At 53.9% G+C, this 13,564-nt stretch carries 18 protein-coding genes; 12 read left to right on the top strand and 6 right to left on the bottom strand.

The features are described 5' to 3' along the window. The 6 genes from ACEW8P_RS26530 to ACEW8P_RS26505 form a co-directional block, all read right to left on the bottom strand. Positions 1–309, bottom strand: a 309-nt coding sequence (locus tag ACEW8P_RS26530; protein WP_373516078.1) for an NTP transferase domain-containing protein, incomplete at its 3' end; no start/stop codon positions are given. A 180-nt stretch (positions 310–489) separates the two neighbouring features. Then, entirely contained in the window at positions 490–1,527 is a 1,038-nt protein-coding gene (hypE, locus tag ACEW8P_RS26525; RefSeq protein ID WP_373516077.1) for a hydrogenase expression/formation protein HypE, read from the bottom strand. An 87-nt stretch (positions 1,528–1,614) separates the two neighbouring features. After that, positions 1,615–2,727, bottom strand: coding sequence for a hydrogenase formation protein HypD (gene hypD / locus ACEW8P_RS26520; protein WP_373516076.1), 1,113 nt, complete (start codon positions 2,725–2,727; stop codon positions 1,615–1,617). Beyond that, a complete protein-coding gene (locus ACEW8P_RS26515; RefSeq protein WP_373516075.1) occupies positions 2,724–3,047 on the bottom strand; it encodes a HypC/HybG/HupF family hydrogenase formation chaperone in 324 nt (107 codons plus the stop codon). The genes hypD and ACEW8P_RS26515 overlap by 4 nt, the downstream gene beginning before the upstream one ends. A gap of 193 nt (positions 3,048–3,240) precedes the next feature. Next, the gene (gene hypF / locus ACEW8P_RS26510) at positions 3,241–5,541 is read right to left on the bottom strand and encodes a carbamoyltransferase HypF (RefSeq protein WP_373516074.1); all 2,301 of its coding nucleotides are present in this window, start codon (positions 5,539–5,541) and stop codon (positions 3,241–3,243) included. Further along, complete coding sequence (locus ACEW8P_RS26505; protein WP_373516073.1) at positions 5,538–6,164, bottom strand: TetR/AcrR family transcriptional regulator; 627 nt, start codon at positions 6,162–6,164, stop codon at positions 5,538–5,540. Before ACEW8P_RS26505 ends, hypF begins: the two co-directional genes overlap by 4 nt. Positions 6,165–6,302: 138 nt before the next feature. On the opposite strand from ACEW8P_RS26505, the gene ACEW8P_RS26500 reads away from it, so the two are divergent. From ACEW8P_RS26500 to ACEW8P_RS26445, 12 genes are all read left to right on the top strand, one after another. Continuing rightward, positions 6,303–7,505 carry a hypothetical protein gene (locus ACEW8P_RS26500; protein WP_373516072.1) on the top strand — a complete coding sequence of 401 codons (1,203 nt, stop codon included), beginning with the start codon at positions 6,303–6,305 and terminating at the stop codon, positions 7,503–7,505. A 2-nt stretch (positions 7,506–7,507) separates the two neighbouring features. Next, positions 7,508–7,801, top strand: coding sequence for a hypothetical protein (locus ACEW8P_RS26495; RefSeq protein ID WP_373516071.1), 294 nt, complete (start codon positions 7,508–7,510; stop codon positions 7,799–7,801). Further along, positions 7,801–8,136: a hypothetical protein gene (locus ACEW8P_RS26490; RefSeq protein ID WP_373516070.1), complete on the top strand. Its 336-nt coding sequence runs from the start codon at positions 7,801–7,803 to the stop codon at positions 8,134–8,136. The genes ACEW8P_RS26495 and ACEW8P_RS26490 overlap by 1 nt, the downstream gene beginning before the upstream one ends. A 60-nt stretch (positions 8,137–8,196) precedes the next feature. Continuing rightward, positions 8,197–8,490 (top strand): hypothetical protein, encoded by a 294-nt coding sequence (locus tag ACEW8P_RS26485; protein ID WP_373516069.1) that lies wholly within the window; start codon positions 8,197–8,199, stop codon positions 8,488–8,490. Between the two features lie 2 nt (positions 8,491–8,492). After that, positions 8,493–8,786 carry a hypothetical protein gene (locus ACEW8P_RS26480; protein ID WP_373516068.1) on the top strand — a complete coding sequence of 98 codons (294 nt, stop codon included), beginning with the start codon at positions 8,493–8,495 and terminating at the stop codon, positions 8,784–8,786. Positions 8,787–8,788: 2 nt separating this feature from the next. Continuing rightward, positions 8,789–9,058, top strand: a complete 270-nt coding sequence (locus ACEW8P_RS26475; protein ID WP_373516067.1) for a hypothetical protein — start codon at positions 8,789–8,791, stop codon at positions 9,056–9,058. 12 nt (positions 9,059–9,070) lie between these two features. Next, positions 9,071–10,954: a nickel-dependent hydrogenase large subunit gene (locus ACEW8P_RS26470; protein ID WP_373516066.1), complete on the top strand. Its 1,884-nt coding sequence runs from the start codon at positions 9,071–9,073 to the stop codon at positions 10,952–10,954. Between the two features lie 20 nt (positions 10,955–10,974). Next, positions 10,975–11,517: a hypothetical protein gene (locus ACEW8P_RS26465; RefSeq protein ID WP_373516065.1), complete on the top strand. Its 543-nt coding sequence runs from the start codon at positions 10,975–10,977 to the stop codon at positions 11,515–11,517. Next, complete coding sequence (locus ACEW8P_RS26460) at positions 11,517–11,918, top strand: hypothetical protein (RefSeq protein ID WP_373516064.1); 402 nt, start codon at positions 11,517–11,519, stop codon at positions 11,916–11,918. Before ACEW8P_RS26465 ends, ACEW8P_RS26460 begins: the two co-directional genes overlap by 1 nt. Further along, positions 11,915–12,550 carry a Rieske (2Fe-2S) protein gene (locus tag ACEW8P_RS26455; protein WP_373516063.1) on the top strand — a complete coding sequence of 212 codons (636 nt, stop codon included), beginning with the start codon at positions 11,915–11,917 and terminating at the stop codon, positions 12,548–12,550. The genes ACEW8P_RS26460 and ACEW8P_RS26455 overlap by 4 nt, the downstream gene beginning before the upstream one ends. A 6-nt stretch (positions 12,551–12,556) precedes the next feature. Beyond that, a complete protein-coding gene (locus ACEW8P_RS26450) occupies positions 12,557–13,378 on the top strand; it encodes a DUF6503 family protein (RefSeq protein WP_373516062.1) in 822 nt (273 codons plus the stop codon). Beyond that, the coding region (locus tag ACEW8P_RS26445) for a hydrogenase maturation protease (protein WP_373516061.1) at positions 13,368–13,564 on the top strand (197 nt) is incomplete at its 3' end. The genes ACEW8P_RS26450 and ACEW8P_RS26445, both read left to right, overlap by 11 nt.

Raw genomic sequence — 13,564 nt, 5'->3', positions numbered from 1 at the left:
GGCGTGGCCCGTTCCCCATGGCTTGGCGCGAGTTACCTCGCCCAACTCTTCAGGAACGTATGACTGGATGCCCTGAATGGCGAAGTCGTAGTCTATCTTGCCGCGCAGCCGGGGCGCGAAAGTTGCTTCGACATCGTCCTTGATTTCTTCCCGTACGATGAATACTACTTTGCCGAAACCGCCGCGAATGGCGTCGTAGAGCGAATAATCTATGATGGTTTCGCCGTGCGGCCCAAACTGGTCGAGTTGTTTGACGCCGCCATAGCGGCTGCCCATGCCGGCGGCGAGGATTAAAAGGGTAGGCTTCATTTTTTTAATTTTGAATGATAGAATTATTGAATGATAGAATATTTACTTCTGTTTTCAAAGTGCAAAGTTCATTGCTACACTCGCAAAAAACGTTATATTTTTGCGAAAATGCAGGTTCAAGGCTTGTTTATAGAAAATCAGATTTACAGGAAATGCGAGTTGCCTCTATTGCCAAAGCCCTCAACAAATCCTTGGCAACTGTTCGCCGCTGAGTAAGTTCAGGGTACGGCGGCCTCCGATGCTGCTGGTGAGAATCACTTGTCCCGGATGGTTGGCCGTAACCGTGCCGATCTGGGCGGCACGTTGGCCGGTGTCTGTTTGTTTTAGCAAATCCAGAACTTCGTCGGCTGCTTCGGCTTTCACTACCGCGATGAAAATGCCTTCATTAGCTACGTAGAGGGGGTCCAGGCCGAGCATTTCGCAGGCGCCTTCCACCTGCTCGTCCAGCGGAATGGCACTTTGGGCAAGATCGATTCCCAACTTACTTTCGATGGCCAACTCATTCAATACGGTGGCTACGCCTCCCCGGGTGGGGTCGCGCAGGAAGTGAATACTTTCCCCAAAAGCATCCAGAAGTGCAATGACGGCAGGAGCCAGATTGCGGGTGTCGCTGCGAAGCTCGGTCTCGAAGCTCAGCCCCTCCCGCACGGACATGATGGCCACGCCGTGGGTGGCCACATTTCCGCTAATGATGACTGAGTCCCCCACCTGCACTTGGTCAGCCCCGATTCGGGCCCTGGGATGGAGTTCTCCCAAACCACTGGTGTTTATGAATATTTTGTCGCCTTTGCCCTTCTCCACTACTTTGGTGTCGCCAGTCACTACTTTTACCTGGGCTTCTTCACAGGCAAGCTTGATGCTGACCAGTATTTCCCAAAATTCCTTAACCATTAGTCCCTCTTCAATAATAAAGCTGAGCGACAGATAGCGGGGGACGGCCCCGCACATTGCCAGGTCGTTGAGGGTGCCATTTACTGAGAGGTCGCCGATGGTCCCCCCCGGAAAAAAAATGGGCGTTATAACAAAGCTGTCCGTGGAAAAAGCGACCGGATTGGCAAAATGCAGAACGGCACCGTCGTGGTGCGGATCGAGCAAATCGTTCTTCAATAAATCAAAAACCCCGCTTGAAAGCAAGTTGTGGGTAAGCTGGCCACCGCTGCCGTGTCCCAACGTGATGATGTCGAAGTCCAGTTGAGGCATTGGGCACTGGAGCATCATTTTTGCCTTTCTTTCGCTAATTGGAGGTTGGTTCATGCAATTACTTTCCGGAGTTAAGATTGTTCGCCATACGGCAAAAGCTGCTGGTTAAGCTAGCACGCTTTCTGCCTCGTGAGCCGCTGGATTAAAATGGTAGTACGCGGCACAGGTACCCTCGGACGATACCATGGGAGCACCCAGGGGGCGCGTAGGTGTGCAGCTTGTACCAAAATTGACACAGTCCAGCGGTTTTTTCAGCCCTTTCATAATGGCTCCGGCTATGCAGGTTTCGTTTTCTTTTGGGTCGGTATGCGGAACGCTGAATTTTCTGGTGGCATCGTATAGGGCGTATTTTTCTTTTACCTCCAGTCCGCTTTCAGGAATCGTCTCCATGCCCCGCCACATCCGGTTGCTGACTTCGAAGACTTCCGCTATCACCTCCCGTGCCGACTGATTGCCCTGTTCCCGCACCACCCGCGCGTACTGGTTTTCCAGTTTGGCCTCACCATCTTCCAGTTGGCGCACCACCATCAGAATACCTTGCAGCAAATCAATCGGTTCAAAACCGGTAACGACAATAGGCACTTGATACCTGTCCACAATCGGATAGTACTCGCTGTTGCCCATGATGGTACACACGTGGCCGGCGGCCAGAAAAGCCTGAACGACCGTCTCAGGATCGCTCAATAGGGCCTCCATGGCCGGGGGCACGAGTACATGCGAAGCGATTATGGAATAATTTTGCAATCCCAACTGATGGGCCTGAATGACGGAAAGCGCGTTGGCCGGAGCGGTGGTTTCAAAACCTACGGCGAAAAAGACGACCTGTCGGTCGGGGTGCTGCGTGGCGAGTTTTACGGCGTCGAGCGGAGAGTACAGCGTCCGTACATCGGCACCTTCGGCTTTGGCCTGCAAGAGGCTTTTTTCGGAACCGGGCACCCTGAGCATATCCCCGAACGAACACAGTATCACCCGCTTTTCCAGGGCCAGAAAAATAGCTTTATCGATCAGGTGCGTGGGCGTGACACAAACCGGACAACCGGGGCCGTGTACCATCGTGATCTGGTCAGGCAGCATTTGCAGTATCCCGTACTTGACAAGGCTGTGGGTTTGTCCGCCACAGATTTCCATAATGGTCCACGGCCGGGTAACCGTCTGCTTTATTTCGTCCAGATAGCTGGCCGCCAATACGGGGTCGCGGTACTCGGTCAGGTATTTCATGGGATCATTTTGGAAATAATGGCGCTTCCCTGCGCGGCAATGTCCTCTCCGGACAGGGCTTCCCCGTTGGGCGAGTTGTACAGTTCATCCAGTTCATCCATCTGTTTCAAAAAGTCGAGCGAACGTTGGGCTTCTTCCTCATCCACGATGCTGATCGCCACGCCCACGTGAACCAACACGTAATCCTCCACTTTCGCCTCGGGGACGAGTTGCAGGTTGATTTCCTTACTGATTCCCCCCATTTCCACCTTGCCCATTCGCATGACTCCTTCCTGGAAGGGAGTGATTGATTTTACCTTGCCGGGTATTGCTAGACACATGATAGCTAATTGATTAAAGTGTTGATGGAGGAAATTCGGATTTGTTGTATCACCTCACGGCTGCGGCCGACCGCCCCGCCCCTCTCCTACTAGGAGAGGGATGCGAATCCATCCAAAGATATAAATCAGTGTATCGGTATAATGGATGGCATTCAGGCTCTTGCTCTTCGTAAATATAGCTTTTTTATTCGCATCATGGCAACGTGGTATCGTACCACATCAATTGTCCGAATGAAATATTTTCATCATTGGGTGAAAGGTCGCGGTTAAAGTAAAGCTGATACTCCTCGCCAAGCAGGGAAATCAGCAAATCTACGAGCAAGCCATTTTGAAAAACTCCCCCGCTAAAACATATGGTAAGGCAACTTTGTCGGATGGCTACTATCCGAACCGCCCGTACAAGTTGCACATGAAACCAGGCGGCAATCTGCGAACTCTCCTCGCCAGCGGCTAATTTTTGCAGAATGGTTTTCGCCAGGGCGCGGGGCGACAGTAGTTCGTCCGGGGTTTCTGGTGCCATCCAGCCCGGTGGAATGCGTAACTCGTCCTGAAAATAATGTCGGGCGGATTCTTCCAGCAGTATGGCCGCTTCGCCTTCGTAGCTTACCTTGTCGGCCAGTCCCAGCAGAGACGCCACCGCATCGAAAAGCCTGCCGACGCTGGAGGTTTTTATAGTATTGGTGGCAATCAATTTTTGGTAGTTTTTCCATTCCTCCGACGAAAACTTAGGTTGCAGGATGGGAAAGGCTTCTTCGAAGGCATGGCACAACGAATAAGCGGAAAGCCGGGGTTCATGGGCCATTTTATCACCCAGGAAGTGATTGAAATAGGTAAAGTGATCCACTCTGGAGAATACCTTTTTTTCAAACCGAAAAAACTCGCCCCCCCAAACCTGCCCGTCGTCACCCAGTCCGGTACCATCCCAAACTACCCCCAGAATAGGACTGTCATTATCTAAAAGGTTATGTTCGCCCAATACAGCCGCAAAGTGGGCCTGATGGTGCTGAATCTTAATCAAACGGCTTTCCCATTTTTTTGCCAGTTCACCACCCAACCAGGTCGAATAATAATCAGGATGCAAATCGGTGATGACTACCTCCGGTCGAGCGGAATACATACCAAGAAATTGTTCCAGGGTTTGTTTAAACTGGGTCTGGGTGTCAAAATTGGCGGTATCCCCTAGATACTGGCTTACGTGGATGTTGCGCTGGTGGGCCAGGGCAAAGCTGCTTTTCATCAGCGCCCCCATTGCCAGCGCGGTAGTTTCTGAAAACCCCGGCCTACTTACGACATAAGTGGGGGCAAAGCCTCTTGCACGCCTGACCACAATGCGTTGCTGCGTGAAGGGGCTGTGCGTCACGACGCTATCATCTTGCGGATAACTTATTTCCCGGTTATTCGTGGCAATCAAATCGGCTAGGGTACTCAGTTCACTGTGGGCTGTTTCGTCCTCGTGCACAATCGGCGCACCACTGATATTTCCGCTGGTGGCTACGACGGGCTTGGCAAATCTATTCAACAATAGGTAGTACAAAGGCGCGTAGGGAAGCATGGCTCCGATGGTTGACAGACCGGGCGTAATTTGTTGGAGGGCCAACGGCGTATTTCTCTTTTCTTTTAATCGTAATACGACAATCGGTGCCGCAACGCTGGTCAATTCTTTTGCTTCCGGTTCGCTCAGGTGGGCCACTTCGTGCAGGGAAGCGATGGAAGGAAACATCACTGCCAGAGGTTTGCAGCTCCGGTATTTCCTGCTGCGCAGTTCTCGTATCGCTTTTTCATTGGTGGCATCACAGGTTAGGAGGTAGCCGCCTATCCCTTTTAGGGCCATGATTTTACCATTTTCCCACGCCTGACCAATCGCGTCCAGAATTTTTTGCTGGTCTTTTTCAATGACGTTTTTCTGGTTATCCCATAATTTTAGGGACACCGGGCAGTCTGGGCAAGAATTGGTCTGGGAGTAGTAGCGGCGATTGGCCGGGTCATGGTATTCTTCCGCACAGGCACGGCACATCACGAATTCGGCCATAGCCGTGTGTTCGCGCTCGTAAGGCAGTTGCTCCATAATCGAATAGCGCGGGCCACATTGGGTGCAGGTGGTGAAAGCGTAGCCATAGCGCCGATTTTTTTTGTCTTCTATATCAGCCCGACATCGCTCACACATAGCAAAGTCGGGCGAGAGCAGCAGGGTGTTACCGCTATCACGGTGGCTTGAAATAATTTCAAAAGTCCGGTACTCCGCCGAATCGGCGGCGGTGAGGCTATGGGAAGTGACTTGGGCCAGCGGGGGTGCTTTGGCGAGAATCAGTTCGTAAAATTCCCTGGCCCCCGTTTCGTCCGCATTGAACTCCACATGCACTCCGTCGGAGGCATTTTGCACCCAGCCGTTCAGCCGGGCTTGCTGGGCTTGTTGATACACGAAAGGCCGAAAACCCACGCCTTGTACCAGGCCACCAATGTGGATATGCCAGGTGCCGGGACTAGCCAAAATCAAAGTCGAGTAAATAAATTGGCACTTAGCAGCGACAGTTCTGCCCGGGCTTCTTCGGTAAGGTAAGGCGTCAGCAGCGACCAAATGTCGGAAACGAAGTCCTCTTCCGCCAGATGGTCGAGGCCCCGGATTTGCCGGGCGTACATCCAGTTGTCCATCGTCAGCCAAAGTAGTTCGGCCAACTGACCGAAATTTTCCGATCCGTCAGGGAGTCGAAAGGTATTCCGGTCGGCGTTGTAGGCGAGCATCCACCCAATCTGCTGCACCTGCCAGCGGAGGTGCTGCCGGTGCTTCTCGCGGATAGAAGGGTAGGCCCGCATAATCTCCAGCGTGTCGAGGTAGAAGAAGAGGGACTGCTTTTGGCATTGGAATATATGGCGCAACTGGCAGTCAATCTCCTCGAACAAATGAGCCATACGAAATTCGTATAACAGCTTTTCCTGAGCATCCTTCAATTCATCGTACAAAGCCTCCACGATACACTCTTTGTTTTTGAAATGATAGGCCAGGTTCCCCACACTCACGCCCCCGTAATCTGCGATGTGCTGCAAACGTACATTAACCAGGCCATCCTTATTGAATAGCTTCAATGCGCGATCCATCAGGTAGGATTTGGTGTACTTCATGAGGAGTTTTCACGTGTGTAAAAGAACTTTATTGTAGCTACCCTTCCTGAAAAAGTACCAGTAATTAGAAAATATTTTCTACAAAAAGATAATGCATGGTCATAGAATAGCCCTAAATTTAAGAAAAATATCAAGTTTATGGCAACTTCCCAACCCACATTACAAGCTGACGCCCTGGACGAAGTACACGTTTTCTGGCTGGCGGGTATGAGCTGCGACGGCTGCTCCGTCTCGGCAGTCGGGGCCACCGCACCTTCCGTGGAATCCCTGCTGACGGGCAATATGCCGGGTTTGCCCAAAGTAGTACTACACCACCCGGTGCTGTCCGTTACCGTGGGGGACGAATTCATGGAACCCTTTCATCTGGCTGCTAAGGGCGAACTCGAAAAGCCCTTTGTGGTGGTGTTTGAAGGGTCGGTGCCTGATGAAAGCCTGAACGACGAAAACGGAGGTTACTGGTCGGCACTGGGTTCACGGCTGGTCGATGGTGAACCGCAGCCTTTTCCCACGGCCGAGTGGCTGCGTATCATGGCCCCCCACGCGGCGGCGGTCATCGCCATCGGAACCTGCGCTACCTGGGGCGGCGTTCCGGCGGCGGCGGGTAACGTCACGGGTTCAATGGGCCTGATGGATTTTCTGGACGAATCCTACCGCAGCGGTTTGGGGCTGCCCGTGGTGAATATTCCCGGTTGCGCTCCGCAGGGCGACAATTTTACCGAAACCGTGGCGGCGGTGCTCATGTTTCTGCAAGGCATCGGCCCTTTGCCCGAATTCGACAGCCTGGGACGTCCCGCCTGGCTGTTCACCGACACCGTCCACCAGCAATGCACGCGTGGCGGCTTTTACGAAGAAGGCATTTTTGCCGAACACTACGGCGACCGACAATGCCTGGTCGAGATCGGCTGCTGGGGTCCCGTTGTACAGTGCAACATCAACAAGCGCGGGGCCATCAACCACGTGGGCGGCTGCATGAACGTAGGGTCACCCTGCATCGGCTGTACCATGCCGGGCTTTCCCGACAACTTCGCGCCGTTTTACACCATGCCGCCCGGCACCATCGTATCGTCCACCACGTCGAAAACCACCGGATTTTTTATTCGTAATCTGCGGCGCTTTTCCATGATGTACGGCAACCGGACGCCTTTGTGGAAAGAAAGAAACCACGTGCCATCGGGCTGGGGCCATGTGGCGGAACCCAGTACCTTGCAGAAAGTCGGCCATTATTTTTATAGCAAGATACAGTTCATGGGCAGCGTGGTGCCGGGTACCCGCCCCGAAAGCAAGGAAGCCGTAGCAAAAAACATGGAGTCCATCAACCGGGAAGTTGTTGAACAGGATTGATTATGAACGACGCAGATTTTTACAATAAGTTTTACCTCGGTCTGGCCATCGCCGGAGCTGTGGTCGTCATTGCCGCCACGCTGCTGATTTTGATTTGGGTGGCCGCGCGGCGAATTTTGAAACTGGCCCACGTCGCTCTGGGCATTGTCGTCAACATCAAACAAAATACCCTGAGCATCTGGGAATTGCAACACACCAACCACAAGGCCCTCGGCATCCTGGAGGAAGCCGAGGGTATTGAAACCAAAGCAGGCGCGGTGGCCCACGCCTTACACGAAACTGAAACGACCGTCTGATGGAAAACGTAAGCGAAGCTGCCGTTACGAATGTCTGGATCATTTCTTTGGTCATTGGCCTGGTCGTGACCCTGGTCGTGGCCACCCTGCTCATCCTTATTCGCAATACTGCCCGCGACATTCGCGCGGGTGTACAGCAAATATGGACAGAAGGTAAACTGGTAGCCAACAACACAATCCAAATACCAATCTACCTGACTGTCACCAACCAGGTAGCGGCAAAAATTTACGCCGCCGCCGCAAAGATAATCGACCGTTCGGCGGCCATCGAACAACACGCCGAAGGCTGCCCCGGCTGCCCGGCCTGCATTCTCGAACATCCGGGGGACAATTGAACGAAAATGTGAATATGTCTCATCAGCCCGGTTAACACTCATCACTTATCACTAAAATTCATGTACACGCTACTCATGGTATTGACAGTCTTGCTGGTCCTGCTTTTTGTGGGGGCGCTGATTTATTTCGTAACCCTCATCCACGGCCTGTTGATTGACATCGGCGGGGACGGTACCAGTTTTCTGGCCAAACTGCGGGTGGGGTTGCGAGCCATCGAAACCGAAACGAGCCACCTGCCCGTTCAGGTCGTAAAATTGAACGAGACCTTATCGAATACCGGAGTGGGATTGAAAGTGGTCAACCAGAATTTGGCGGGAACCATCGAAGCCGCTTTGAAACAGAAAAATGTCTAGCCATGCCCGAGATTGTTTATAATTTGTGGATTCTGACTTTGGTGGTAGCCGTGGTGCTGCTGCCTTTCATCGTGCGGTTGCTGCATAAGACCTTTCGCTCCGCCCAAAGTATCGAGCGGTACTTGCGGGAAATGAAGGAGGCCGGGCTGGGCATTGCGGCCAACACCGACCATATCACGGCCCTGAACAGCACCATTTCTGTGGCGACGGATATCCTGGATACCGCCGGAAAAATCAATGGCAACGCCGAAACCCTGAAAGTGACGATGGCTGGCCGCGCCGCAAAATTCAACTGACTATGAAAGAGTACCTGTTTATTATTACGCTCGTGGTCGTGGCCCTGGTGGTGCTGGTGCTGGTCGTGTACCTCACGGGCGTCATCATTTACCTGTTCCGGGCGGCGGGCCACCTGAAAGAATTGGCGGGTGGCTTGCAGAAAGTTGAAAATGACACCGCCCCGCTGGCGGGCCACCTGACTACCATCAACGGTGCACTGGACCAATTGCACGGTGGATTGTCATCCGTAAATTCACACCTGGGGGCAATCGCCGGGGTACTAAAACTATAAACCCAAAAATTCATGTGTTTCAAGAATCTTCCGATAGAATTTGACGCGCAGGGCAACGCCACGCTGAAAGAAGGAGTGGCCAACCCCTACTCCTACGATGTGGTGGATCTGGGCAAAAACGAGGACAAGCTCAAAGACCTGCTGGGCAAAAACGGCTTCCTGAAAAACGTGGACTATGACCCGGTTACCCGCATCGCCGGGGCTTTGGCGTTCCATAGCGTGGTGGATTTGGAAAACAAGAAAGTGATTTCCTCCAATTCGATGGCCACCCTGTTCCGGGGCTACGAAATCATCCTCAAAGGCCGCAGTCCGCTCGACGCCGCCTACATCAGCAGCCGGGCCTGCGGGGTCTGCGGCGGGGTACACTCAACGGTGTCTGCCCTGGCCATTGAGATGGCTCTGGACATTAAGCCGCCGCCGCTGGTCATCGTGATGCGCAATATCCTGCTGGCCGTGGAGTACCTCTACGACCACCCGCTACACCTCTTTCTGCTGTCCGGCCCCGACTACTCGGAGCAACTGGTCAACGAAACCAATCCGGAGATTGTGGAAAAAGCCCGCACCACCCCGGCCAAAAACAAGGCGGCCCACGGCTACGAGCTGATGATCGACATCATGCGCGACCTCAATCCGCTGACGGGCAAGCTGTACATCGAAGCCCTGGAAATGACCCGCGTGGCCCGCGAGGCCTACGTACTGATCGGCGGCAAGTACCCGCACCCGCAGTCGGTGGTGCCGGGCGGACTGTCGGTGACGGTCAACATCACGGTTCTCAACGAACTCTACCAGCGCCTCATCAAGTTTTTCGATTACGGTCAGAAAGTCGTGGGGCTTTGGGACGATGTATTTGATTTCTTCCTGGATTGCAATCCCGACTACGCGAAAGTCGGGGCCAGGCCCGCCACCATGATCGAAACCGGGGTGTGGGACCACCCGGACTACTACGACGCTTCCTACGCCAATTGCGATACCTGGGGTAATGCCCGTTGGTCCACACCCGGTGTACTGATTGATGGGGAGTTGATCACCACCAACCTCAAGCAAATCAACGTGGGGCTGGAAGAGTTTGTGGAACACTCGTACTACGAAAAATGGGACGGCCACCGCTTCAAAGAAGATATGGAAGGTAGCCCACTGAGCCCTAACCATCCCTGGAACAAGGAAACCATTGCCAAGCCCGGCAAACAAAGCTGGCGCGATCGCTACACCTGGGACACCTGTCCGACCTGGGACCGCAATTCGGTGGAGGCGGGTGCCTACGCCCGGTTGTACATCACCGCCAAAGCCAACAAGGTCGTGTCGCGGCGCTTCGTAGAACCCACCGGCCACAGCATGATTCTGCACATGCCGAAACACAATATGCCTGCCACCACCATGGAATGGCATATTCCCGAGGTGTGGAACGCCTTCGAGCGCAACCGCGCGCGGGCCTTTTGCATTCCGTACTCGGCCCTGGTCGCGCTGGACAACTGGTACATGGCGATGGATTTCCTGCGGCAGGGCGAAACCAGCATGAGTACGCCTTTCGAAATTCCCAGCAAGGGCACCCAAATCGGTGTCGGCTTCTGGGGCGCGGGGCGCGGCTTCCTGACCCACCACCTCGTCATCGACGACGGGGCCATTGCCAACTACCAGATACTCACGCCTTCCACCCTGAATGCCTCGCCCAATACGCCCTGGGGCACACCGGGGCCGTACGAAGAAGCGGTACTGAATACGCCGATTTTGGAAAACGTGGACGTAAATGACCCAGACAAAAAATTCAAGGGCATCGACATCCTGCGGGCCATCCGCAGCTTCGATCCCTGTATGCCCTGTACCACGCACATTCAGGTCGAAAACAGCGACTACATGGTCACCCGCGAGGTCACGACCTGCGCCTGTGGCTTGGAATAAGGGTTTTAGAGAAAAGATCGATGAAAAAAATCTTTATCGGCACCGTGGGCTACCACAACCTCCGCAACCACTCCATCGGCCCGGCCCTGCTGCCCCGGCTGCGGGAAATGCGCTGGCCGCCGGGGGTGGAGATGGACGAGTTCAACTGGGGTCCCATCGCCATTGTGCAGGAATTCCAGTCCCGGCCTGAACCCTTCGACCGCGTTATAATTTTGGCTGCCCTCGAGCGGGCGGGTAGGGAAATTGGCGACATCACTGTTTTTCGGTGGCAGGGCGGGTTGCCGGACGAGGAACTCATTCAGCGCTGCGTGGGCGATGCGGTTACGGGGGTCATTTCTGTGGAGAACCTGCTGATTATCGGGGAGTATTTCAAAATATGGCCCGGCGAAACGCTGGTGGTCGATGTGGAACCCGGCCCCGAACAGGCCGGAGAAGGTTTTACCGAAGCAGTAGAACGCGCCATTCCCGACCTTATCCTCACATTACAAGACCTTTGCGTGGCGGACAGCGCAAAAATCAGTATCTTGGACCCTTTGTACGGAGAAACGTTAATCGAAGTCTGATGTCGGAAAACAGCGCTTTGGGTGCTTTATTTTGGCGGGAAGAAATCCTGCAGGTGCTGTATTGGATGCAGGGCGAAGGACTGGCCGACGCCGTCCCCTTCGGTCGGTTGCTGTCTTTGCTGAACACCACCCCCGACAATCTTTTGCTGCATCTCGACAGGAATATCAAGGAAGGCTATCTGAAAATAGAAGACGGTACTCTGGACGAAAATAGTCTGGTACTTCTGACCGCCGCCGGAAAAAAAGAAGCGGGCGGGATTTTTCGGAATGCCTTCGAAGGAATGCAGAAAGGCGGTCATGGCGAGTGCGGACCGGACTGTGAATTCTGCTACCACGAGGGAGAGAAACTGGAAGACTGCGTCCACAATTGCGCCGACAGCCGCCATCAACACGCCGCATGAAAAGTATTTTCCTATCGGATACCGAATACGAAGCAGTGGCCGCGCGGGCGGAGGAAATGGTCACGGAACTGGAAGGGCTCCCCTACCCGAAGGTGAAGGAGAACATGCACGAACTGCTCCGGCATTTCGATATGCTGCACCGCGAGGCGCTGACCAGGTTGTTCAGGGAGATAATCATCAACCACCCCGATCTGCACCTCAAAATGCAAATGGACAAGTCGGTGAAATTGCTTTTCAGTCTGTACGATCTTTTCCACACTGAAATTCAGAACGGGACGCTGGCGCAGGAAATCATGGCGGGCAGTGGCAACGATAAGTACCCGCGCTGGATTCCCGTGGGCAATGCCCAGGCGTTGAAAGACAACACGGTCTATAAATACGCCGAGGAAGGTGAAAATCTCCTGATCTGCAAGTCGGAGGGCGAAATCCACGCCGTGAAAAATTGTTGCGGCAACACATCCCTGCCGCTCGACGGGGCCAGCATCGCGCAGGGGTACCTCATCTGCCCGTGGCACGGCTGCAATTACCGACTGTCGGACGGAATCATGGAATCGAACCGACTCCTTTCGCTGAAAAAGTACCCGGTGAACGTGGGTGAGGGCGGCGAAATACGAATCGGGCTTAATATGTAGAATTCTATGCAAAAACAATTTACCACCACCGTCCTCCTCTTGCTTTTGGGATTTTGCTTTGTGACCTGTCAGACGCAGGAAGACCCGTCCCGCGATCTGCCTGTGGTGATGGATGATTCTTCGCGCGTCATCATCGACCGGGCCATCGCTTATGCGGGGGCCTGGGATACCTGGCAGCAGAAGAAAACCCTGTCCTTTGACAAGAAAAGTACCAGCTACGACAGTACGGGTGCAATCATCCGGGAACTCGACCAGCATTTCGACTATATGATCAGGCCGCAGTTTCGGGCGAAGGTCACTTATGTGTTGCACGATACGACCGTCACCCTCCTGCACGACGGGCAACAGGCCCGGAAACTGTTCAACGGCACCGCCTCCGCCGAACAGAAAGACATCGACAATGCTTGGAATTCCAGCTATGGTTCGCAGTACGTGATGAGTATGCCCTACAAATTGAAAGACCCCGGAATCAAGGCCGAGTACATCGGCGAAATGACTCTGGCCGATGGCGTTCCCGCCCAGGTGGTGAAGACCTCGTACGTAAAAGGTGCGGGCAGTAACCCCGACCATATATGGTACTATTATTTTGAACCTGGTACCGGAAAATTGCTCGCCAATTCCCTCAACGGCAAGGACAACTACTGGGACTATACCCGCTACATGGAATTTGAGCGGGTGGACGGACTGCTGCTGCCCGCGCTACGGAAAGGCTACGCCGCTGATTCGCTGAATCGGCCCGGACGACTGACCTCCGAAAGCCGCCACAGCCACATCGTGTTTGATAAAGAGTTTCCCGACGATCATTTTAAAATACCGGATGGGAAATGACCGCCCCGACATCCTGATTGCCGGGGTGGGCAACGAACTGCGGCAGGACGATGCCTTCGGGGTGGTGCTGGCGCAAAAGCTGGAGCGGGAAGCCGCCTTTCCGCCTTCCGTACGGGTGATGGAAATTGGCTCGGCGGGCATTCATCTGGTACAACAATTGTTTGACAAGTACCGGGTGCTGATTTT

Origin of the sequence: Persicitalea sp. (assembly GCF_041751555.1) — a bacterium.
Classification (GTDB): Bacteria; Bacteroidota; Bacteroidia; order Cytophagales; family Spirosomataceae; genus Persicitalea.
This window is presented reverse-complemented; position numbering and strand designations above follow the sequence as displayed.